Here is a 22,510-nt window from a genome sequence, read left to right on the forward strand (position 1 = left end):
TGCGACGCGCTGCGCCGTCAGATGCTGTGGGGGCGCAGCTTGGGGTACTCGATCTTGGGGCAGGTGTCCATGACGACGCCGAGACCGGCCTTGCGGGCGCGCTCGGCGGCAGCGACATCCGCGACGCCACGCTGCATCCAGATGGCGTCGATCTGTAGTCGGTGTTTGTTGGCGATGGCCTCATCGACGACGGCCCCGACGAGATCGGAGTTGACGAAGCAGTCGACAACCTTGACGTCGGTGCCATCCGGGATATCGGACAGGGAGGCATAGCCCTTTTCACCGTGGACGGTGGCCGCCGAGGGGTGCACGGGGATGATCCCCTTGCCCTGTTCCATCTTCAGATAGCGGCTGATCTTCCACGCATCACGGTTGCGATTGTCGGACAGGCCGACGATCACCCAAATGCCCGGATCGACGAGCAGGTCACGAATCAGATCGGGATCGTTCTGGTGCGTCATTGCCACCTGGCCAGTGTGACACGAGCAGCCGCGCGGGGGCGCAGGAGCGGCCGCTGCGGCAGACTGAGCCGCGTGGAACGCGATGACCTGATCCGGCTGCGGCAGGCCCGCGACCGGATCGACCGCGACTATGCCGAACCGCTGGATGTCCCACTGCTGGCCCGCGAAGCGCTGATGTCGGTGGGCCACTTCCAGCGATCCTTCAAAGAGGCCTTCGGCGAAACGCCCTACTACTGGTTGATGACTCGCCGGGTCGAGCGCGCCATGTCGCTGCTGCGCAATGGATCGATGTCCGTGACGCAGGTGTGTATGGCGGTTGGCTGCACCTCGCTCGGATCGTTCAGTTCGCGCTTCACGGAGTTGGTTGGTGAGACCCCGAGCGCCTACCGCGCCCGGCCGCATGAGGAGTTGCGCGGCGTGCCGGGCTGCATCGCCAAACAGGTCACCCGGCCCCGGCGCTGACGGCGCCCGCATCGATCAGGATCGAAGAAGCGCGGGGGTGGGCGGGCGCCATACGGTCGAGACATGAACACCACAGCACCCACCACGCCCCATCCCGCAACGGCCAGCCTGGCCATCGTCAACGTCTTCGTCTTCACCAATGACACCGACGCCTCCCTCGCCTTTTACCGCGACGTCCTCGGCTGCACCACGGCCACCGATGTCACCAATGGCGACTTCCGTTGGGTCACCCTGACCCCGCCGAGCCAGCCGGAGCTGGAGATCGTCCTGCACAACTACACCGGCGGGGGTATGCCGATGAGCTCTTCCGATGCCGACGCGCTGCACGATCTGCTCGCCAAGGGCCTGCTCTCGGCGCTGATCCTGCGGGTCGACAATGTCGATGCACTCTTTGAGCATGTCGTCGCCTCCGGCGCGGAGGTGCTGCAGGAGCCGCAGGATCAGTTCTATGGCGTGCGCGACTGCGCCTTCCGCGACCCGGTCGGCAATATGGTGCGCTTCAACCAGCCACTGGCTCAGCAGGCCTGACCCACGATGTGCCGTCCGGGCTGGCCGCCCGGCTGGGACGGCATACCCCTGCCCGCTCCTGACCCACCCGGCGGGGCAGGGACTCGCGGCTCAGTCGCTGCCGAAGAGGTCGCGGGTATAGACCTTGTCGGCCACATCGGCCAGATCATCGGTATGCCGATTGGCGACGATGAGGTCGGAGATCTCCTTCAACTCCTCAAGGGAGACCACGCGTGAACCATAGAAGTGGTCCTCGGCATACTCCGGCTCGTAGACGACGACCTCGATGCCCTTGGCCTTGATCCGCTTCATGATCCCCTGCACCGAGGAGGAGCGGAAGTTGTCGGAGCCGGCCTTCATGATGAGCCGGTAGATCCCGACGACGCGCGGGCGACGCGCGACGATATCCATCGCGACGAAGTCCTTGCGCGTGGTGTTGGCCTCGACGATCGCGCTGATCAGCGTCTGCGGGACATCGCGATAGTTCGCGAGCAATTGCTTGGTGTCCTTAGGCAGGCAGTACCCGCCATAACCAAAGCTCGGGTTGTTGTAGTGCGTCCCGATCCGCGGATCGAGGCCGACGCCGTCGATGATCTGCCGGGAGTCCAGGCCGTGCGTCGAGGCGAAGGTGTCGAGTTCGTTGAAATAGGCCACACGCATCGCGAGATAGGTGTTGGCGAAGAGCTTGATCGCCTCGGCCTCGGTGCTGCCGGTCAACAGGACCGGCACGCCGGGGTCTTCGCACGCGTCGCGCAGCAGGTCGGCGAAGCGCTGGCCGCGCTCGCTCACCTCGCCGACGACGATCCGGCTCGGATGCAGGTTGTCGTGCAGGGCCCGGCCCTCGCGCAGGAACTCCGGCGAGAAGAGGACATTCTCGGTGCCGAGGCGCGCGCGCACGGAGTTCGTGAAGCCGACAGGGATGGTCGACTTGATGACCATGACGGCGTCCGGGTTGATCCGGGCCACATCACGGATCACCGACTCGACGGAGCGGGTGTCGAAGTAGTTCGTCACCTCGTCGTAGTTGGTCGGGGTGGCGATGATGACGAACTCGGCGCCGGCATACGCCTCCTCGGGGGAGGTGGTGTAGGCGATGTCGAGCTTCTCATCGCGCAGGAAGCGTTCGATATCGGGATCGGAGATGGGGCTGCGGCCCTCGCGGAGCATCCCGATCTTGTGGGCATCGATGTCATGGGCGCGCACCGGATTGTGGCGCGCCAGCAACATCGCGAGGGAGAGGCCGACATATGACGTGCCGACGACGGCGATGGTGGCGGGTGCGCTGGTGGACACGAGGGCTGAGTCTATGTCCGCGGCTGGGGTGGGACGGTGCGCCCGGGCGGTGCGGCCGCCGATGGGGAAGTAGGTTCGTGCCATGAGATTCGGCATTTTCGTCCCGCAAGGCTGGCGTCTCGACCTGGTCGGCATCGACCCCTCGCAGCATTGGGGGGTGATGGCCGGGCTCGCGCGGCGGGCGGACGCCAACCCCGAGTGGGAGTCGATCTGGGTCTACGACCACTTCCACACCGTGCCGATGCCGAGCGAGGAGGCGACGCACGAGGCGTGGACGCTGATGTCGGCGTTCGCCGCCGTCACCGGCCGGGTCCGGCTGGGGCAGATGTGCACGTGCATGAGCTATCGCAACCCTGCCTACCTGGCCAAGGTCGCCGCCACCGTCGACATCGTGTCCGAGGGCCGGCTCGAGATGGGCATCGGTGCCGGGTGGTATGAACACGAGTGGCGCGCATACGGTTTCGGCTTTCCGCGGGCGGGGGAGCGGCTGGCTCGCCTCCGCGAGGGCGTCGACATCTTCCGGCGGCTGTGGACCACCGGCAGCGCCACCCTCGACGGCGAGCACTACCAGGTCGACGGTGCCCTGTGCCATCCCCGACCCCTGCAAGGGACCTCGGCCCCCGGGTCGGCGAGCAACGGCATACCCATGTGGATCGCCGGCGGCGGCGAGAAGGTGACGCTGCGGATTGCGGCCGAGTACGCCGACTACACCAACTTCGACGGCTCCCCTGAGGGCTTCGCCGCGAAGTCGGCGATCCTGCGCGACCACTGCACCGAGGTCGGCCGCGACTTCGGATCCATCGTGCGCAGCTCCAACTACAACGTCGTGATCGGGCGGGACGAGCGCGAGGTCGAGGACCGGCTGCGGTGGTATGCCGACCAGCTCACCCGCGCGGGCGTCGCCCCGGCCAAGGTCGAGGAGCAGGTCGCGAGCGCCCGCACCCAGCCGGCGGTCGGCACCCCCGAGCAGATCGTCGAGCGACTGCAGGAACTCGAGGGGCTCGGCATGACCTATGCGATCACCTACTTCGCCGAAGCGGCCTACGACCTGTCCGGCATCGAGCTCTTCGAGCGCGAGGTCATCCCCGCCCTGCTCGACACACCTCGCGAGGCGCATCACGGCCACCGTTGGCATCTGCCCGGCCGCGGCTGATCCCGGGCGGGGCGCTCAGCACAAGAAGGTGCAGTCCTCGGTGTGCCAGGCGAGGGTGCTCAGACCGCCGCGGACGGCCACGCTCGCCGATCCGAGGTCGACCCAGCCCAATCGGCCGGCGCCCGTGGTCGAGAGCGAGCGGCGCCAGCCCGGCATGACGAAGGTGTCGCCCGTCGGAGCCGTCGGGTAGTCCACCTGTTGGCTCGAGGCGCTGACGCCGCTCGAGGAGATCACCGTCGTCGGGGCCGGCGTCGATTCCCGGACTGCTGGCGGGGTTCGGTCCGGCGCCGGCGGAGGCGACGCCGATCGCACTCAGTGCGGCACAGATGGTGATGACGAGTGCTTCGCGCAGACGCATGTCCGCCGTCCTCCTTGGCTGGGCGACTCAGACCGGCCTCCCGCTCTCGGCGGTAGTCCTCGCCGGGGAATCCGTACAGGTCCACGCGGCTTGTCGCCGCCTGCGTGGTGGCGGTCACCTCCCTGCGTGGACTGCCGCGCCTGCGGCCTAGGCTGGGACGGTGAATTCCGACTTCGACACCTACCGCCTGTCCGAGGACCACGAGGCCATCCGGGAGGCGGTGCGCGAGATCACGGCGGCCCGCATCACGCCATACGCCGCCGCCGTGGATGAGGAGGCGCGCTACCCGCAGGAGGCGCACGACGCTCTCGTGGCGAGCGACTTCTTCGCCCCGCACGTGCCGGAGGAGTATGGCGGCGTGGGCGCCGACGCGCTCGCGACCTGCATCGTCATCGAGGAGGTCGCGCGCGGCTGCGCCTCGGCCTCGCTGATCCCCGCGGTGAACAAGCTCGGGAGTATGCCGATCATCCTCGGCGGCGGCGAGGCGGTGAAGAAGCGCTATCTGACCCCGCTCGCGGCCGGGGAGTCCACCTTCTCCTATGGCCTGTCGGAGCGGGAGGCGGGCTCCGACACGGCGTCGATGAAATGTCGCGCGACCGACAATGGCGATGGCACCTTCACCCTCAACGGGCAGAAGGCGTGGATCACCAATGCCGGTGTCTCGCAGTTCTATACGGTCATGGCGGTCACCGACCCCGACGGCCCGCGAGGCGGCAATGTGACGGCCTTTGTCGTGGAGAAGTCGGATGCCGGGTTCACTTTTGGTGAGCCGGAGCGCAAACTCGGGATCAAGGGCTCGCCGACGCGCGAGTTGATCTTCGAGAACTGCGTCATCCCCGAAGACCGGATGGTCGGAGCGCGCGGCGAGGGTTTGAAGATTGCGCTGCGGACCCTGGACCACACGCGTGTGACGATCGGCGCCCAGGCCGTTGGGATCGCGCAGGGGGCGCTCGACCTCGCCACGGCATATGTCAAGGAGCGCAAGCAGTTCGGGCAGGCGATCGCGCAGTTCCAGGGCGTGCAGTTCATGCTCGCCGATATGGCCATGCACCTCGAGGCGGCCCGGCAGTTGGTGTATGTCGCGGCGGCGAAGTCCGAGCGCCACGAAGGCGATTTGAGCTTCTTTGGCGCGGCGGCCAAGTGCTATGCCTCCGATGTGGCGATGCAGGTCACGACCGATGCCGTGCAACTGCTGGGCGGCGCGGGCTATGTCAAGGACTTCCCGGCTGAGCGGATGATGCGCGACGCCAAGATCACCCAGATCTATGAAGGCACCAACCAGATCCAGCGCGTCGTCATGGCCCGCCAGCTCCTGCGCTGAGCCTGAACCTCCACCTCAGGGTTAGGCCGGGTCGGGGGTGTGCAACCTCTGCTAGCACGAGTTAGTCGACTGTGCACAGGTTGCAACGTGTCCACAGTCGACTAACCCGTGCTAGCAGAGGTTAGGAATCCCAGGCGGGCACTCACTTGGTCGCGGGGAGGAGGTCGGCGGGCAGGTCGTGGCCGTCGCGGAGGGCGGCGAAGAGGGCGGCGGACTTGGTGGCGTCCCACTCGACGGCCTCGCCGGCCGGAGTTTGCAGGCCGGGATTGGAGATCGGGACCGTCACCGAGTAGCCCGAGCCGCCGGCCACGGCGCGCAGGCCGCGGAAGGCGCCAGCCGTGGACATCAGGCCGTCATCCTTGCCAACGGTCACCGCCGAGGCGCCGGAGGTGCCGACGGAGTGCAACTTCCAGGGCAACAGGACATTGGTCGGCGTCGCGAGCTTGCCCATGAGCGCGCCGAGGAAGGCGCGCTGGCGCTTCACCCGACCGAGATCGCCCTCCGGGTCTGAATAACGCATCCGCACATAGCCGAGCGCATTCTTGCCATCGAGCACCTGGCAGCCGGCCGGCAGGTTGATGTGGGCCTTCTCGTCATTGATCGCGTTGGGTAGGCACATGCGCACCCCGCCGACCGAATCGACGACCTTGGCGAAGCCGCCGAAGCCGATCTCGACATAGCCGTCGATTCGCAGGCCCGTCGCCTTCTCGACCGTCGCCGAGAGCAGCGGCGGCCCGCCGATCGCGAAGGCGGCGTTGATCTTGTTCATGCCGTGCCCCGGGATCTCGACATAGGAGTCGCGGGGAATCGAGAGCAGCGTCGGCTCGCCAGTGCCCGTGTGCAGCAACATGATCGAGTCGGTGCGCGCACCCTCCGCCCAGCCGGTGCCGAGCCGCTTGCGCTCTGCCGGGCTCAGGTCGGTGCGCCCGTCGGAGCCCACCATGAGGTAGTTGCTCCCCGCCGTGTCGGCGATATGCCCGCCCGCTGGAGTCGAGGCGACCCGCCCGACGGCAGACCAGGTCGAGCGAAGCGCCCAGGCCGTGCCGATCGTCCACATCAAGGCAACCAGCACGAGGAGCGAGACCGCCCGGCGCACGGGGTGGCGCCGTCGCCCGGGCCGCGGGGCTGGGGGCATACGCGGGCCACGAGGCGGAGGGCCGGCGGGGGCGGCATACGGATCCTCGGCATAGGGGTCGGCGGCGACGCGCTGCGGGCGCGGGGCGGGGGAGACCCGGCGCGGGGCCGGTTCGGCGACGGGGAGGGGGGCGGTGCGATCGGCATACGCCTGCGGACGCTGGTCGGAAGTGCTGATCGGACGCGTCCACTGCTCGCGCTCGTGGACCTCATGCTCCTCATGCCAGCCGTGGAACGGGTCGCTGGTGCGCGAGGGTATGACGCGGGTGGGCTCGGCGGGCGAGGCTCCCGGACGCGGGTTCTGCGCCGGGCGGGGGCGGCGGCGCTGAGGGATCGCCTGGGCGTCACCCGAGGTGTCGCGCCCGCCCGGAGGAGTGGTCATGGGGAGCAAGGGTAGACGCCGAATCCGAGGGCGGCGGTGATACTTGGGGCGTGCCAGCAGATGACTCGACCGCGTCCGCACCCTCGTGGCCCTTTGTCTCGGTCATCGTGCCGGTGCTGAATGAGGAGCGACATCTCGCCGATGCCGTGGCGATGATCGGGGCTCAGGACTATCCGGGGGAGTTCGAGATTGTGCTCGCCCTGGGGCCATCCAGCGATCGGACCGACGAGGTCGCAGCAGGCCTCGCCGCGGCGGACGAACGGGTGCGGCTGGTCCCGAACCCGACAGGCCGGACCCCAAACGGCTTGAATGCCGCGATCGGTGCCTCGCGCGGCGAAATCATTGCGCGGGTCGACGGGCACGCGGAGATTCCCGTCGACTATCTGCGCACGGCCGTCCGGGTTCTGCAAGAGCAGGACGCCGACAATGTCGGCGGCGTCATGCTGGCGACGGGTCGGACCGCGTTCGAGCGCGCCGTCGCGACCGCCATGCGCAGCAAGATCGGTGTCGGCAATGCCGCCTTCCACGTCGGGGGGGCCGCGGGGGAGGCCGAAACGGTCTATCTCGGAGTCTTCCGGCGCGAGATGCTCCAGGCGGTCGGCGGCTTCGATGAGCACTATGCGCGCGCCCAGGACTGGGAGATGAACCACCGCATCCGCGCTCGCGGCGGGCGGATCTGGTTCACGCCCGACCTGGTCGTGACCTACCGGCCCCGGAGCACGCCCAAGGCGCTGGCCAGGCAATACTTCCAGTACGGCCGGTGGCGGCATGTCATTGCGCGCCATCACGAGGGCTCGATCAACCTGCGCTATCTCGCGCCGCCGGCGATGGTTCTCGGGACTACCGCGATGGGGTTGTTGGGGTTAGTGTGGCGTCCGGCCTTGATGATTCCGGCGGCCTATGCCGGGGCCGTCACCCTGGGAGGGATCTTGGCCGGCAAGGGCGAACCGCCAGCGGTTCGTGCCCTGACTCCGGCGGCACTCGCCGTCATGCACTGGTCGTGGGGTCTGGGCTACCTCACCTCGCCCCCCTCCCTCGCCGAGGGTCGGATGGCCGACCCGCGAACGGGAGGATCCCTATGACCGCGCGCCGTACCCGCCACCTTGCCCTGGGCCTGGCGGTGGCCTGCCTGGGTATAACGACTCCCACGGCCAACGCCACGGCCGCCGCGGCCGCCGCCTCGGCGCCAGGGGCGGACACGGCGCGGGTCATCAGTGATGCGGCGGCCCTGCGCGCGGGCGGCTGGGGGGTGGGTCTCGAAAGCGGGACGATGGACCAGGACCCAAGCGGTCCGCATACTCCGGAGGCGGGGGGCGCTCGTGGTGCCGCGCTGAGCGCGGGAGTGCCGGCGACGTGGACGCTGCAGGGTGCGGGCGCGGGGCACGGGGTCGGGATGAGCCAGTACGGCGCTCTCGCCCAGGCGCAGGCCGGGTGGAGCGCGGCGCAGATCTTGAAGTTCTACTACTCGGGCACGACCGTGAGCCCTGCTGCCGATGCCATGACGCTGGTGGTCAATCTGCAATCGGATGTCTCCTCCTCCGTCGTCACAACGAGTGCGCTGGCCAGCGGTGGCGGCGCGTTCAGCCTCAGCGCCGGCGGGAAGACGATCAAAGGCGTCGCGGGCAATACGGTGACGTTGAGCCGCACGTCGGCGGGCGTGACTGTCTCGTGCCCGTCGTGCACGGGCGGCGCTAGCCTGAGCAGCAGCCAGGTCACAATGCGCTTTGCGGATGGCAAGACACTCGCCAATGTCGGCGGCGGGCGCTATGACGTGGGCATCCTCACGATCGTCCCCTCACGCGACAACACGGGGACCTTGGAGGTGGGGCTCCGGGTGCGTCTGCACGATGAGTACCTCGACCGGATCGCGGAGATGCCCTGGGGGTGGCCGTCAGCGGCTCTGCAGGCGCAGGCGGCGGCGGCGCGGGCATACGCCCTCTCCAAGGTCAAGGACGGCTTGCGGCCGGACTGCTCATGCCATGTCTATGACAGCACCTATGACCAGGTCTTTTATGGCTATCCCGCGACGGGCAACCTGCCGTACTGGACGGCGTGGAAGAACGCTGTGCGCGCCGGCGGAACCGCGACGGCCGGGGTCGTGCCGAGGTATGCCGGGGCGGTTGTGCGCGCCTACTACTCTGCAAGCAATGGTGGCTACACCCAAGCCTCGGCGGATGCGTGGGGGACGGCGCTGCCCTATCTCGTGGCGAAGGCCGACCCGTGGTCCAGCAAGCCGGGCAATCCCTACCTCTTCTGGTCCAAGACAGTCTCCGCGGCGGACCTTCAGGCGGCCACCGGCAGCCGCGAGGTGGCCCGGCTGAACCTCGCGACCCGCGCGCCCAGCCACGCGCTGGGCACCGTCAAGGCTTATGACCGCGCGGGCGCCGCGACGCTGACTCCCGGCGCGCTGTTCGCTGGCCGGCTCGGGCTGAACTCGCCGTGGGTCCGGCACCGCGGCGAACGCCTGAGCGCCCCTGATCAAGCGAGCTTGGCGGTGAGCATCGCGCGCTCAGTGCCCGCTACCGCGTCGACGGTGGTCCTGACCAGCGCAGATCCGAACAAACTCGCCGACGCGGTGGCCGTCCCCCCGCTGGCCAAGGCGCTCGGGGCGCCGGTCCTGCTGACCGATCAGTACGCCATACCCCTGCCCACCGTCGGCGAACTCAATCGGCGCGTTTCGGCCCTGAAGACGGCATACGTGATCGGCGGGGAGGCCACGATCAGCGAGCGGGTCGTCGACCAGCTCAAGGCCCGCGGCATGACGGTGGTGCGCATCGCCGGCGCGGACCGCTTCGAGGTCTCGGCCAATATCGCGACCCGCCTCCACCAGCTCAAGCCGGTGAGGAATGTCATCGTCGTGGGGGGCAATGCGCTTCCGGACGCCATCACCGTCGGTGGCCCGGCGGCGGGCACGGGCTCGGCGATCCTCTTCACGGCGCCGGCGTCGCTGAGTGCTCCGGCAGCGGGCTTCCTGCAGGCGGCCAAGCCGAAGACCGCGCAGGTTGTCGGCGGGTCCGCATCGGTGTCCGGCGCCGTCGTGTCGCAGCTTCAGGCACGCAAGATCACGACCGTCCGGCTTTCTGGCGCCGATCGGTATGGCGTGTCCGTCGCCGTGTCCGCCTACTTCGTTCCGCGGATCCCCGGGACGCGGCTGGTCGTGGCATCGGGTGACAACGCGATGCTGCAGGATGGCGTGCTGGGCGCGGCCTTCGCTCGCCCGACCTTGCTCATCGACACCGACCGGTTGCCTGGGAACTCGGCGGCCTATCTGCAAAGCCTCGGGTGGATCGGCACCGTGACCGGCATCGGCGGCCCGGCGCACATCAACGACGCCACCTGGACTGCCGTCCTGGAGTCCTGAGGCGCTGGGGGGCCGGCGGGCGGGGACGTTCTGGCGCCAGCCCGCTCCCGCTCAGGCGAGGTCGGTGGTGAAGTCCGGGCCGGTGGCGGCGCGGACCTGCTCCTGCGTGACGCCGGGGGCGAGTTCGCGCAAGACCAGCCCGGCGTCGGTTACGTCCATGACGCACAGGTCGGTGATGATGCGCTGGACGACGCGCTGACCGGTCAACGGGAGGGTGCATTCGTCGACGATCTTGTGGCTGCCGTCCTTGGCGACATGCTCCATGAGGACGATGACCTTCTTGGCGCCATGGACCAGGTCCATCGCGCCGCCCATGCCCTTGACCATCTTGCCGGGGATCATCCAGTTGGCGATATCGCCGACAGTCGAGACCTGCATGGCGCCGAGGATCGCGGCATCGACCTTGCCGCCGCGGATCATCCCGAAACTGGTTGCTGAGTCGAAGATGCTGGCACCTTTGCGCAGCGTGACGGTCTCCTTGCCGGCGTTGATCAGGTCAGCGTCCTCTTCGCCCTCGATCGGATAGGCGCCGACGCCGAGGATGCCGTTCTCGGACTGCAAGACGATCTCGATGTCGTCGGCGACATAGTTGGGGACCAGGGTCGGCAGGCCGATGCCGAGGTTGACGTAGTCGCCATCCCCCAGTTCCGCCGCGGCGCGGGCCGCCATCTGCTCACGGGTCAGGGCCATGACTCACGCCTCCTGGGGTGTGTCGGTCTGCGGTCGGGGACGGGTGGTGCGGCGCTCGATGCGCTTGGTGGCGGCCTGCTCGGCGCTCAGGGGCACGACCCGTTGAACATAGATGCCGGGCAGGTGGATCTGGTTGGGATCGAGTTCGCCCGGTTCGTAGAGTTCTTCGACCTCGGCGATGGTGACGCGGCCCGCCATGGCCGCCAGCGGATTGAAGTTGCGTGCTGAGGCCCGGAAGATCAGGTTGCCGTGCCGGTCGCCCTTCCAGGCCCGCACCAGCGCGTAGTCGGTGACGATCGACTCCTCAAGGACGAAGGTGCGCTCGACGCCGCCGACGGTGAACTGCTTGGTCTCTTTCGGCGGCGAGGCGAGCGCGACCGAGCCGTCGTCGGCATACCTCCAGGGCAGGCCGCCATCGGCGATCTGGGTGCCGACGCCGGTGGCGGTATAGAAGGCCGGGATGCCCGCGCCGCCGGCGCGCAGCTTCTCGGCCAGGGTGCCCTGGGGGGTCAAACGGACCTCAAGTTCTCCCGAGAGGAACTGGCGCTCGAACTCCTTGTTCTCCCCGACATAAGACCCCACCATCGTGGCAATTCGCTTGTCGCGCAACAGGACCCCGAGGCCCCAGTCGTCGACCCCGCAGTTATTGGAGACGGCGGTCAGGCCATCGACACCCGCGTCGTGCAGGGCGGCGATGAGGACCGAGGGAATGCCGCAGAGCCCGAACCCGCCGACGGCCAGGGTGGCGCCGCTGCGGATGTCGGCCACCGCTTCGGCGGCTGAGGAGACGACTTTGTCCATGCGTCCACCATAGGACCCCCGCCCGCGTGCCTCGGCGCGTGTGCCCGCGGGCCCCCTCGTGCAACTTCGGCTAACAGAAGGTAGTCAAATCCGCAGAGCTTGCACGGTGTGCAGATTCGACCAACCTGTGCTGAGTTGCGGTGACCCACCGGCGCCACACCGCGCCAGACACCGGGCGCGACACCGGCGGCGACGCGCCGGGGTGCTTGCACAGGTGCTGTGACTCGTGGGACAAATGAGGCGCCCGGTAGCGCGGTCGGCACCGACACGGGTGCCCGCCCACACGGCATACGTCCCGGAGCCCCGGCCCGGCCGCACCGCAGGAGTTCACGCATGACCCACCCCCGTCCCTCCCTCGTCCTCGCCGCGCTCGCGGCGGCAGCTGTCGCGATCCCCACGGCCGCCGAGGCCACCGTGCCCGCGCCGCCGAAGCCGCCGGTGACCCTGCCGAGTGCCGTCGATGCGTCGCAGCCGTATGTCGGACAGAGCTTCTGCGAACTTGTGACCCGGCCCGGGGTCGCGGACTTCGCGAAACTGGTCTCCACCCACTACAACCGCACCGACTACCACACGGTCCGGACCTGCCTCGGCGATGTCTCCGAACACTATGACGGGCGCGCGCTGGACTGGATGCTGTCGGCATACGACCCCGCCGACAAGGAGATTGCTGACGCCGTCACGAAATGGCTGACGATGCCGGTCAACGGCGTCTACGGGGCGAACGCCCGCCGGCTCGGGCTGATGTACATCATCTGGAATGGCAAGTCCTGGAAGTCCTATCGCAATCCCGAGACGTGGACGACCTACACCGGCGCCGTACCGCATACCGACCACATCCACTTCAGCTTCGGCTGGGATGGTGCGTGCAAGCGCACGAGTTGGTGGACCGGCAAGGCGCTGACGGCGACGAGCACCACCAAATGCGGGACGAGCAATGGTCCGCTGGTCAGCGTGGAGACCGAGTTCACGCAATACAAAGACACGCTGCTCAAGCTCGGCTCGGCCGGCGACGCGGTCGTGCTCGCCCAGCAGAATCTCGGGGTGGGCGCCGACGGGGAGTTCGGCCCGATCACGCGCAATGCGGTCCTGGCCTTCCAGAAGAAGTGGAAGCTCGACGTCACGGGCCGAGTCAACCGGGGTGTGTGGAACCAGATGGAACGGTTGCAATATCCGCTGATCAAGTACCGCTCGACGACTGTGCTGCGCAAAGGCATGAGCGGTCAGGCGGTCAAGGACGCCCAGCGCGCGCTGCGGCTGACGCAGGATGGCGTCTTCGGCTCTGGGACCGAAACGGCGGTCAAGCGAGTTCAGGGCAAATACCGCCTCGCCCAGACCGGCGTCATCCGCGACCTGACCTGGGCGGCTCTGGATGAGGAGTTGCGCTCGCGGATGCGGTTCGCGCAGTTCTCGGCCGAGGTAGACGCGATCGCGGTGGCGGCCAGCGCCGGACGCTGACTCGCGCGCCTATCGCTGTTCGGTGACTCCTTCAGCCGCGAGGCGATCCGGAAGCTTCTGCGGGTCCGCGTTGCGGCTGAGGACCAGGGAACCGTCCGCGGCATAGGCCGACAGGAGCAGGTGCAGGAAGTCTCCGGGGGCGGTGTCGGTCGTATGCACGCGCGTCCCGCCCGGGAGGTCGCCGGGGGCGTCTGGGAGGCCGGCGTAGGTGAGCTGGTCGGGTGCGCCGGTGGGGCCTGGATCGGTGATCAGGGCTGCAGCGTCGTCGTCCGCGCGCTCCCAGGGCTCGAAGCGATCGCCATAGCCGGCCAGTTCCTTGGCTTCATCGATCGCGCCCGGCAGGAGCGGGGTGCTCGCGGATCGAGCCAGGGCGGCGAGGGTGACGACGATCGTCGCGGGCGCTGGGCCGGTGTTCGGATCCGTCGTCACGAGGACGTCTGGTGCGCCCGTCGTTTGGTCGACAGTAGCCCCGACCGCGAGGGCCGCGAGCAGCCAGTATGCCGTCCGCCAGTGCGGGGGCAGGTCCAGCCGTATGACGGTCCCGGGGCCGGCGTCATACTCCTCAATGAGCAGGTTGGCCGCCTTGGCGACCCAATTGGCCAAGACCTTGCCCGAGAGCTCGATGCGCTCGCCGGTGACATCGTCGTAGCAGGTGATCCGCGGGCGGGCCTGGTCGCTGCGCAGGAGGGCGGGCAGGAGGTCATCGACACGCATGCCGGTCACCTTACGGGGGCTGTCGGACCTCCCGATTAGGTTTGGTGCTCGTGAACGCAAGGATCGAGCAGCCGGCTGACGGCATCGACCGCGGCACCGGCCTTGGAGCCTGGTTGCAGCGCGGTGTCATCGGCGCGGGGCTGTGGGTCCTGGCGGTTGCGCTGCTGGCCGTGCCGCTAGGTGGCCTGGGGTGGTGGCGTCCAACGCTCGTCTGGCCGCTGGTGGTGTTGGCAGGTGTCGGGATCGGCGTCGTCGTCGCGCGGGTGCCCGCCGGGCGGATGGCGAGGGGACCGTCGCTGGCACTCGTCGGGGTCGGGCTGGCGGCCGGCTGGTGGGCTGCGTCGACGCATAGTTCTCAGGTGCTGCCGCGCCGGGATGCCGGCAGCAATCTGCAGGCGGCCATCGCCCTCGCCGAGACAGGGCATCGCCTGGTGTCGGTTCCCGCGGTGAGCATCGGCGGTCCTTCCATCCTTGAGATTCCCGGGGTGACATTGGCCAGCCCGGCCTTCTTCGAGGTGGGTTCGAGCGCTGCGCCAGCGATCCAACCGCAATTCGTCATCGGTCCGGCGGCGCTCTATTCACTGGGCCACTGGATCGAGGGGGTCGGCGGGGCCCTGGTGATGCCGCCCTGGTTCGCCGCCCTCGGCATCCTCGCGATCGGGCTGCTCGTCTCCCTCATGGCGGGCGGGTGGTGGGGTCCGGCGGCGGCGGGCAGTTGCGCGCTGATCTTCCCGGTGCTGCATACCTCCCGGGCGACCTATTCCGAGCCCCTGGCGCTGCTGACCCTCGGAGCCGGCTTCCTGGCGTGGCTGCTGGCGGCGCGCTTTGAGGATCGCCGGGCGGGCTTGCTCGCCGGCCTGTTGATTGGCGCGACCTGCCTGGTCCGGATCGATGGGCTGCGCGAGGCCATCCTGCTGCTGCCGGTGGCCGCGCTCGGGATCATGCAGGGTCGGGCCTGGCCGCGCCCGCTGCTGCTCGGCACCGGCCTTGGGGTGGTGCTGTCCTTCGGGGCGGCGCTGGCTCTGTCTAATCAGTATGTGGGCCAGATCGGCCCGAGCCTGATCCCGTTGGGGGCGCTCGGCGTGCTCTTTGGCCTGCTCGCGCTGGCTCTCGTCGTTGCCCACCGGCGGGGTATGCGGATGCCGGGCGGTCTGGGGCGGCTGCTGCCTGGAGTTTTGGGGCTCGGGACCCTGCTCGTCGGCTTGTCGCTCGCGGCACGTCCGCTCTTCATGACGGTGCGCCAGGATCCCGCGGATCCTGGGTCGCGGGTGGTGGCCGGTCTGCAGCAGCGCCAAGGCCTGCCGATAGATGGTGGCCGGACGTATGCCGAGCAGTCCGTCGCGTGGCTGTCCTGGTATGTCGGGCCGGTCGCCCTGGTGGTCGCGCTGTTCGCGTTGGGGCTTGGGCTTGCGCATCTTGGACGGCGATGGACGAGCGGGGACGCGCTGCCCGCGTGGACCGGCCCCTTTGTCGTGGCGGCCGGCTCGACCGCGCTGACGCTGTGGCGTCCGGGGATCACTCCGGATCATCCATGGGCGGATCGGCGGCTGATCATCGCGCTGCCTTTCGTGGCAGTGCTCGTCGTCGTCGCGGCGGCCCGATTGTGGGCGCGCGGCTTCCGTGCGGTGACGCGGACCGAAGATGCTGCCCGCCAGCAAGCGGGCTTGGCCGAGGCTCGACAAGGTGGCACACCCACGGCCCTCGGCCGGATCGCGGCGCTGATGTGCGTCGGGGCCTTGGTCGTGCCGGCGACCCTTGCCACCTGGCCGCACCGGTCCGAGCGGGTCGAGCGCGGCTCGTTGTCCGCGACGGGGGCCGTCTGTCATGCGCTCTCGCCGGGCGATGTCGTGATCGCGATTGACTCGCGGGCTGCCAACGAATGGCCGCAAGTTGTGCGAGGTATGTGCGGGCACCCCGCGCTGTCCACGACCGGCGGCTTGCGGGGCGATCCCGTGGCCCTGCGCTCCGCACTGGATGCCATCGCCACCGGGGTGGCGAAAGAGTCCGGCGCTCGCCTGGTCCTCCTCGCCGCTGACTCTCCGGCCGCCATCACGGCGCTCGGCATCACGAACCCACCGCAGGCGTCGGCCGTCACGGTGCAGGAGGATGACCGGCTCCTGGTCCGGCGACCCGACACCCTGGTGCCACTGACCCTGGACGTGTGGCTCGCGGCATACCCGAGACCGGCGGGGGAGTGACCTACGGCCGCAAGTGGTCCAGCAACGGTGACGAATAGATCCGGCGCGGGTCGAGGGCATTGAGCGTCGCGCGGGCTGGGCGAAACCCGACCCATACGCGCTGGGCAGGGTCGAGCCGAGCATCGCGGCATCGGTGTACGGGCCCGATCCGGTATACGCCCAGCCCTTCGACCACTCCACCCGCGGGACGGCATAGGCGGAGTAGTTGCCGAAGAACCACTGCTCGGTTTCGTCGAAGAAGGTCCGGGCCCCGGGCGTGCCCGGCTTGGTGAGGATCGAGAGCCAGACGACCGTGTCGAGTTCCGGGCGCCCGGGCACCGGCGCGGTCGCGGCCGCGCCAGCGCTCACCTGCCGGGACGCGGCGTCGACCTGGACCGACGACATCCCCGCGCGCAGGTCCACCAGGAGGACTCGCGCCGGGTCGCTGCGGACCGGATCGATGGCCAGGGGGCTCCAGTTGTGGGAGTAGCCGCTGGCCCGCAGCCGCCAGCCGGCCGCGGCCGCCCAGTTGGCCAGATCGGCTCGGCAACCGACCTCCGCCACGGGCGCCGCGTGGATAGGTGGGGCGGGCTGCGCCAGGTACCCTCGAGAGCACAATGACCGAGCTCGTCGCCCCGCCCTCGCCCAGCGCAACCGTCGCCCTTCCGGCCGGCCAGCCCGACCCGGCACCCGTCCCCGACGCCCCGGCCAAGCCGCTCGTCACCATCGTGCTGCCCTGTTACAACGAGGGCGAACACGTCCTGCTCGAGATCGAGCGCATCACGGAGGCGATGCTCGGGAGCGCCCTCACCTACGAACTGCTGTGCATCGACGATGCCTCGACCGACAACACGCTCGAAGTCCTGAAAGCGGCCCAGCGGGACTACCCGAACATCCGGCTGCTGCCCTTCCGCCGCAATGGCGGCTCCGGCACCGCGCGCCGGATCGGCACCCAGCAGGCATCTGGCGAGATCGTCGTCTGGACCGACGCCGACATGACCTACGAGAACGAGCGCATCCCCGAGCTCGTGCGCTACCTGCTGGACGACCCGTCATACGACCAGGTCGTCGGTGCCCGCACGACGGAAGAGGGCACCCACAAGTGGGCCCGGGTGCCCGCCAAGTGGTTGATCCGCAAAGTCGCCGAGCGCCTGACCAACCAGAAAATCCCGGACCTGAACTCGGGGCTGCGGGCCTTCCGGCGCAGCGTCGCGCTGCCCTATCTGCGACTGTTGCCGGCCGGCTTCTCGTGCGTCACGACGATCACCATCGCCTTCTTGTCCAACCAGCACGACATCCTGTACGTCCCGACGTCCTATGCCAAGCGCGCCGGCACGAGCAAGTTTCACTTCGTCAACGACGCCTACCGCTACATCCTCCAGGTGCTGCGCATGGTGATGTACTTCGATCCGCTGAAGGTGCTCATGCCGCTCGCTCTGTGGCTGGTCGGCATCGGCTTCGTCAAGGGCATCGTCGATATGGTTCGCCACCCCTTCTACTTCCCGGCGAACACTCTGTTGTTGCTGGTCAGCGGGCTGTTGATTGGGGCGGTGGCCCTGCTGGCCGACCTGGTCGTGCGATCCCGAGACGGGGTATGACGCCCGGGGACCCCGCCGCGCTCGCCGTGGCGATCGTCGGCCCGGCGCACCCCTTCAAGGGCGGGGTCGCCGTGCATACGACTGAGCTCGCGCACCAACTGACCGCCACCGGCCATCGCGTCGACCTGATCTCGTGGACCCGGATGTACCCCTCCCTGCTGTATCCAGGCGAGCAGCAGGTCGATCCGGCGCGGCCCGAAACGCCGCCCTTCCCCGGCACCCGGCGGCCGCTGGCCTGGAACCGGCCCGATTCGTGGCTGCGCGTCGGGCGCTCGGTGGCCGGACAGGACCTACTGATCCTCGTGCACGTCGTGCCGCAGATCATCCCCGCCAATCTCGCGATGATCGCCGCCCTGCCACGCGACGAGCGTCGGCCCAAAGTCGTCGTTCTCGCCCACAATGTGCTGCCGCACGAGCCCAAGCCCGGCGACGAGGCGCTGGTGCGTCGGCTGTTCGCGGCCGCTGACGCGGTGCTCGTGCATACCCCCCAGCAGGCCTCGCTCGCGCGCTCGCTGGGAGCGGGCCTGGTGCGGCAGGCGGCCCTGCCCCCGCACCTGCCCGGCGGCGATCCCGTGCACCGGGATGCGTATGCCGGTCCGGCCCGCCTCCTCGCCCTCGGCTTGGTGCGGCCATACAAGGGCATCACCGACTTGATCGCGGCGCTGGCCGAGGTGCCCGGGCCGACGCTGACCGTCGCCGGGGAGGCGTGGGGTGAGGCGGGGGAGCAGGTTGCGGCGGCGGCGCGAGCGCCCGGGGTGGCTGGCCGCGTCACGATCCGGCCCGGCTACGTCCCGGCCGAGGAACTCGCCACCCTGCTGGCCGATCACGATGTCCTGGCGCTGACCTATCGCACGGCCACGGCCTCGCAGAATGCGCTGCTGGCGCACAAGCACGGCCTGCCGGTCTTGGCGACGGCGGTCGGGAGTTTCCCCGGCGATATCCGCGATGGCGTCGACGGAAGTTTGGTGCCGCCGCGTGACCACGAGGCGCTCGTGGCCGCCTTGCGCGCGCTGGCTGACCCGGATCAGCTCGCTCGGCTGCGCGCCGGTGTCGAGGAGCCGGACTTGAGTGGGCCGTGGGCCAACTACCTCGCGGCGATCGAGACCCTGGCCGCGATGGACCTGCCGCCGAAGGAGCGCTCGTCGGTGACGCTGCGTGATCGGGCACGGGGCATGTTGGCTGGCTTGCGTCCCCGGCTCGACCTGAGCGCGGCCGACCTTCCGGAATGGGTCACGCCCACCGACATCCTCGGCATCACCTCGCAGGCGCAGGACGCGCGCGATGTGGTGCGCGACCTCGGGCTGCCCCGGCGAGGCGATCGCGAGAGTGGCTGGGCGGCCCTCGGTGGGCTGGCCGCGGTGCTGCGCGTCAAGGATGACGGCCACCGCAGCGCGATAATCGTCGATCGGTCCGGGCCACGCTCACCCTTCGCGACCTGGGCGACGGCGATTGGTTTCGCGCCCGTCGAGATCGATGCCGATGAGGAACTCGATGTCGACCCCGGGTCAATTGATGTGCTGACCCGGCTGCATCCGCGCGACTGCGATGCCGCCGAACTCGGCGATCTGTTCGGCCAGGCGACCTGGGCGCTCAAGCCCGGCGGGCTGCTCATCACCACCATCGCGCTCGGCCCGGCAAGTGCCAAGGGCACTCTCGGCCCGGCCGACGTGCGCGGTGTCCTGGCCCATGCCGACAATGCTGGCTTGCGGCTCGTGGGGGACCTCGACGGGGAACTGACGGCCCGGATGCGACGGGCCGCGCGCGGCGCCCGGGACCCGGACGCGGCATACGGCCTGGCCCGGCTGACCTGGCGCCGACGGTGAGCGAGCCCGACGACAGCTGCGCGGTGTCGGCTGCGGCGCCCACTCGGCGCAGCGCCTTCGCCATCGCCCGGATCGTCTTGGCTGCGCTCGTTTTGGTCTTCGTCGCGGCGGCGCTGGCGAAAAATTGGTCGCAGGTCTCCACCCACCTGACCGAAGTATCGCCCACGGCCTGGGTGCTCGCCAGCCTCGCCGGACTCGCGGCGCCGCTGCTGACCGCGCTCGGGTGGCGGGCGCTGCTCGCGGACCTCGGTTCGCCGCTGCATCTCGCGCCCGCAAGCGGCGTCTTCCTCGTCGGCCAACTCGGCAAATACCTCCCCGGATCCGTATGGAGTGTGGTCGCCCAGGCGGAAATGGCCGCGCGGCTCGGCATACCCCGTCGACGTACGGGTGTGGTGGGGCTCGTGGCAATGGTGCTGGCGCTGGTGACTGGCGTGCTCATCGGTCTGCCAGCGGTGCCGGTCCTGCTGCGCCGTGGCGCGGGCTTGACCGTGGCGCTCGCCGGCGTCGCTGGGGTGCTCTTGCTGCTGGCGCTTTATCCGCCGCTGCTCAATCGGGGCGTGGCCCTGGGTCTGCGCCTGCTGCGCCGCGAGCCCTTGGAGCACCAACTCGGTGGGCGGGCGATCCTTGCCGCCGGACTGTGGACCTTGACCGCGTGGGCGGCGACCGGCGCGATTGCCTGGGCGTTCGCCGCGGACTTCGCCAACCCAGGCAAGGGCGCGGGGGAGCTGGCGCTGATCTGCGTCAGCGGCTTCTGCCTGGCGGCAGCGGCCGGGATGGCGAGCGTGCTGCTTCCCGCCGGTGTCGGAGTGCGTGAGGGCGTTCTCATCCTGCTGCTTGTGACAGTGATGCCGGCGAGCGCGGCGACCGCAGTGGTGGTCCTGACGCGGTTCGTCACGGTCGTCGCCGATGTCGTCTGGGCGGGGGCCGGCTGGCTCTGGGCGCGTGCGCACCACCTCCTGCCGTCGCCGAGCGCGCCGTAGGCTTGCGTCTCATGACCTCCTCCGCGCAACCTCAGGTCGCCGCCCCGCCCGGGGGGCGGGCGCTGGCCTTGGCCAAGCGTGCTGCCGAGCATGCTCTGTGGGCGCGCGTCGCCGGGCAGCGCCGGCTCGAGGCGCGACGGGGCGTGTCGCGTCCGCTGCCGCGCGCAGTCGCACCGACCGGCGTGCTGCAGTCCCGCGCCGAGGCCCAGGCCGCCATGCGGGAGGCTCGAGCGCTGCGGCTGCCTTTGCACCGCGACAAGGTCAAGAACTGGGATGCGCTCGGGGCGCTCGGGGCGGTGCTCTCGCTCGCGGGCCGTGAGGGCGGTTTGCCGGAGCGGGTCATGGATGCTGGCAGCGCGCGTTACTCGCCGATCCTGCCCTGGCTGCGGCTTTATGGTCTCGGCGATGCCGCTGACTCCCTCATCGGGATCAACCTGGAGTTCGATGCGCCGGTGCGCCGAGATGGCGTGCTCTTCCGGTATGGCGATGTCACGGCGACGGGGCTACCCGATGGACACCTGGACGCCGTGACGTGCATGTCGGTCATCGAGCACGGAGTCCCCCTGCAGCCCTTCTTGGCCGAGTGCGCGCGCATCCTGCGCCCCGGTGGCATCCTCGTGATCTCTACCGACTACGACCACGAGCCACCGGACACGGCGGGCAAGACGGCATATGGCGTGCCCGTGCACATTTTCAGCCCGCGAGAGATCCGTGCCCTGGTCGCCGATGCCGACGCGGTCGGGCTAGATCTGGTGGGCGAGTTGACCGATGAGGTGCTGCGTCATCCCGAGCGTCCGTGCCACTGGGACCGGGTCGACCTCGACTACACCTTTATTCTTTTGAGCTTCCGGCGGCGGTGACCAGCGAGGCAACCCGGACCTATCGGCCCGGGCATCCGCTCGCCGTCGGGGCGATCCTCGGCTGCTATCGGCACGGCGGGGGCGACCCGACCTTTCGGCGCGACGAGGCGGGGATCTGGCTGGGTCGGCATACTCCTGAGGGGCCCGGCACGATGGTGGTGTGCTCGTCGGCCGCCGACGGTGCGGTCATCGCGAGGGCGTGGGGGAGCGGCGGCGACTGGCTCCTCGACGGACTCCCGGACCTGCTCGGCGCCTCCGATGACTGGTCCGGGTTCGTCGCCCACCATCCCCAAGTCGCGGCGGCGTGGGCGGCCAATCCCGGCTGGCGGGTGCCGCGCTCGCGCCTCGTCATCGATTCGCTCGTGCCCGCGGTGATCGAGCAGAAGGTCACGGGCAAGGAGGCCTTCGCGGCCTATCGCACCTTGGTGTGGCGCTTTGGTGCCTCCGCACCCGGCCCGAACCCCGGGCTGCGACTGGCGCCCACGGCGGCGCAATGGGCGGCCATCCCGTCCTGGGAGTTCCTGCGCGCGGGCGTCACCTCGCAACGCGCCGACACCGTGATGCGCTGCGTGCAACGCGCCGGACGGCTCGAGGAGTGCGCTCGTATGCCGCTGCCGGCCGCTCGCGCCCGCCTCCAGGCGATCCCCGGTGTCGGCCGGTGGACGATGGCGGAGGTCGGGCAGCGCGCGCTGGGCGATCCCGACAGCCCGAGCTTCGGGGACTATCACGTAGCCAAGGAAATCGGCTGGCAATTGCTCGGGCACGACATCGACGACGACGGCCTGGAGGAGCTGCTGGAGCCATATGTCGGCCACCGCTTCCGCGTCCAGGCGCTGCTCGCGCTCGGCGGCGGCCCTGGCCGACCCCGCCGCGGCCCACGCTTCACCCTCCCCACGCACCTGCCGACCCGCTCCTTCTGAGCATTTCAGCCCGCACCTCAGAGGTCGAGTTCGGGAAACACGCCGGCGGCGACACCGGAT

General features: G+C 69.5%; 20 protein-coding genes and 1 pseudogene. 13 read left to right on the forward strand and 8 right to left on the reverse strand.

The features are described 5' to 3' along the window. Positions 1-17: 17 nt before the first annotated feature. Positions 18-461, reverse strand: coding sequence for a CoA-binding protein (locus ABD225_RS06555; protein ID WP_344082783.1), 444 nt, complete (start codon positions 459-461; stop codon positions 18-20). Positions 462-533: 72 nt separating this feature from the next. Here ABD225_RS06555 and ABD225_RS06560 point away from each other — a divergent pair, with 72 nt between their 5' ends. Both ABD225_RS06560 and ABD225_RS06565 read left to right on the forward strand, forming a co-directional pair. Further along, a complete protein-coding gene (locus ABD225_RS06560; protein ID WP_344082693.1) occupies positions 534-923 on the forward strand; it encodes a helix-turn-helix transcriptional regulator in 390 nt (129 codons plus the stop codon). A 63-nt stretch (positions 924-986) separates the two neighbouring features. After that, positions 987-1,451, forward strand: coding sequence for a VOC family protein (locus ABD225_RS06565; protein WP_344082695.1), 465 nt, complete (start codon positions 987-989; stop codon positions 1,449-1,451). A gap of 90 nt (positions 1,452-1,541) precedes the next feature. Here the strand turns inward: ABD225_RS06565 and ABD225_RS06570 are convergent, their stop codons facing one another. After that, positions 1,542-2,723, reverse strand: a complete 1,182-nt coding sequence (locus tag ABD225_RS06570) for a nucleotide sugar dehydrogenase (RefSeq protein WP_344082697.1) — start codon at positions 2,721-2,723, stop codon at positions 1,542-1,544. A gap of 82 nt (positions 2,724-2,805) precedes the next feature. On the opposite strand from ABD225_RS06570, the gene ABD225_RS06575 reads away from it, so the two are divergent. After that, a complete protein-coding gene (locus ABD225_RS06575; RefSeq protein WP_344082699.1) occupies positions 2,806-3,876 on the forward strand; it encodes an LLM class F420-dependent oxidoreductase in 1,071 nt (356 codons plus the stop codon). Positions 3,877-3,891: 15 nt separating this feature from the next. On the opposite strand, the gene ABD225_RS06580 is transcribed toward ABD225_RS06575, so the two are convergent. Further along, the gene (locus ABD225_RS06580) at positions 3,892-4,071 is read right to left on the reverse strand and encodes a hypothetical protein (protein WP_344082701.1); all 180 of its coding nucleotides are present in this window, start codon (positions 4,069-4,071) and stop codon (positions 3,892-3,894) included. Between the two features lie 323 nt (positions 4,072-4,394). Between ABD225_RS06580 and ABD225_RS06585 the strand changes: the two genes are divergently transcribed. Further along, entirely contained in the window at positions 4,395-5,555 is a 1,161-nt protein-coding gene (locus ABD225_RS06585; protein ID WP_344082703.1) for an acyl-CoA dehydrogenase family protein, read from the forward strand. 142 nt (positions 5,556-5,697) lie between these two features. Here the strand turns inward: ABD225_RS06585 and ABD225_RS06590 are convergent, their stop codons facing one another. Further along, positions 5,698-7,071, reverse strand: coding sequence for an LCP family protein (locus tag ABD225_RS06590; RefSeq protein ID WP_344082705.1), 1,374 nt, complete (start codon positions 7,069-7,071; stop codon positions 5,698-5,700). A 50-nt stretch (positions 7,072-7,121) separates the two neighbouring features. Here ABD225_RS06590 and ABD225_RS06595 point away from each other — a divergent pair, with 50 nt between their 5' ends. Both ABD225_RS06595 and ABD225_RS06600 read left to right on the forward strand, forming a co-directional pair. Continuing rightward, positions 7,122-8,153 (forward strand): glycosyltransferase family 2 protein, encoded by a 1,032-nt coding sequence (locus ABD225_RS06595; RefSeq protein WP_344082707.1) that lies wholly within the window; start codon positions 7,122-7,124, stop codon positions 8,151-8,153. Further along, on the forward strand, positions 8,150-10,432 hold the full coding sequence (locus ABD225_RS06600) for a SpoIID/LytB domain-containing protein (protein ID WP_344082709.1): 2,283 nt from the start codon (positions 8,150-8,152) through the stop codon (positions 10,430-10,432). Before ABD225_RS06595 ends, ABD225_RS06600 begins: the two co-directional genes overlap by 4 nt. Before the next feature lie 51 nt (positions 10,433-10,483). Here ABD225_RS06600 and ABD225_RS06605 read toward each other — a convergent pair whose 3' ends face one another. Together ABD225_RS06605 and ABD225_RS06610 are read right to left on the reverse strand one after the other, a co-directional pair. Further along, positions 10,484-11,122 (reverse strand): CoA transferase subunit B, encoded by a 639-nt coding sequence (locus tag ABD225_RS06605; RefSeq protein WP_344082711.1) that lies wholly within the window; start codon positions 11,120-11,122, stop codon positions 10,484-10,486. Between the two features lie 3 nt (positions 11,123-11,125). Continuing rightward, positions 11,126-11,923 (reverse strand): CoA transferase subunit A, encoded by a 798-nt coding sequence (locus tag ABD225_RS06610; protein WP_344082713.1) that lies wholly within the window; start codon positions 11,921-11,923, stop codon positions 11,126-11,128. A gap of 333 nt (positions 11,924-12,256) precedes the next feature. On the opposite strand from ABD225_RS06610, the gene ABD225_RS06615 reads away from it, so the two are divergent. Further along, positions 12,257-13,378 carry a peptidoglycan-binding domain-containing protein gene (locus ABD225_RS06615; RefSeq protein ID WP_344082715.1) on the forward strand — a complete coding sequence of 374 codons (1,122 nt, stop codon included), beginning with the start codon at positions 12,257-12,259 and terminating at the stop codon, positions 13,376-13,378. 9 nt (positions 13,379-13,387) lie between these two features. On the opposite strand, the gene ABD225_RS06620 is transcribed toward ABD225_RS06615, so the two are convergent. Then, the gene (locus ABD225_RS06620; protein ID WP_344082717.1) at positions 13,388-14,092 is read right to left on the reverse strand and encodes a TIGR03089 family protein; all 705 of its coding nucleotides are present in this window, start codon (positions 14,090-14,092) and stop codon (positions 13,388-13,390) included. A 50-nt stretch (positions 14,093-14,142) separates the two neighbouring features. On the opposite strand from ABD225_RS06620, the gene ABD225_RS06625 reads away from it, so the two are divergent. After that, positions 14,143-16,290: a hypothetical protein gene (locus ABD225_RS06625; RefSeq protein WP_344082719.1), complete on the forward strand. Its 2,148-nt coding sequence runs from the start codon at positions 14,143-14,145 to the stop codon at positions 16,288-16,290. A 90-nt stretch (positions 16,291-16,380) separates the two neighbouring features. Here the strand turns inward: ABD225_RS06625 and ABD225_RS18685 are convergent. Next, positions 16,381-16,674: pseudogene (locus ABD225_RS18685) on the reverse strand (cholesterol oxidase substrate-binding domain-containing protein); the annotation flags it as partial. A gap of 212 nt (positions 16,675-16,886) precedes the next feature. On the opposite strand from ABD225_RS18685, the gene ABD225_RS06630 reads away from it, so the two are divergent. The 5 genes from ABD225_RS06630 to ABD225_RS06650 are packed head-to-tail and all read left to right on the forward strand — an operon-like array spanning position 16,887 to position 22,450. Further along, on the forward strand, positions 16,887-17,867 hold the full coding sequence (locus ABD225_RS06630; RefSeq protein ID WP_344082721.1) for a glycosyltransferase family 2 protein: 981 nt from the start codon (positions 16,887-16,889) through the stop codon (positions 17,865-17,867). Continuing rightward, positions 17,864-19,690, forward strand: a complete 1,827-nt coding sequence (locus tag ABD225_RS06635) for a glycosyltransferase (RefSeq protein ID WP_344082723.1) — start codon at positions 17,864-17,866, stop codon at positions 19,688-19,690. Before ABD225_RS06630 ends, ABD225_RS06635 begins: the two co-directional genes overlap by 4 nt. After that, positions 19,687-20,670 (forward strand): lysylphosphatidylglycerol synthase domain-containing protein, encoded by a 984-nt coding sequence (locus ABD225_RS06640; RefSeq protein WP_344082725.1) that lies wholly within the window; start codon positions 19,687-19,689, stop codon positions 20,668-20,670. Before ABD225_RS06635 ends, ABD225_RS06640 begins: the two co-directional genes overlap by 4 nt. A gap of 11 nt (positions 20,671-20,681) precedes the next feature. After that, entirely contained in the window at positions 20,682-21,530 is an 849-nt protein-coding gene (locus ABD225_RS06645; RefSeq protein ID WP_344082727.1) for a class I SAM-dependent methyltransferase, read from the forward strand. Next, positions 21,527-22,450: a DNA-3-methyladenine glycosylase family protein gene (locus tag ABD225_RS06650; protein WP_344082729.1), complete on the forward strand. Its 924-nt coding sequence runs from the start codon at positions 21,527-21,529 to the stop codon at positions 22,448-22,450. Before ABD225_RS06645 ends, ABD225_RS06650 begins: the two co-directional genes overlap by 4 nt. Positions 22,451-22,510: the final 60 nt, after the last annotated feature.

Source organism: Nostocoides veronense (assembly GCF_039531185.1).
Classification (GTDB): Bacteria; Actinomycetota; Actinomycetes; order Actinomycetales; family Dermatophilaceae; genus Nostocoides_A; species Nostocoides_A veronense.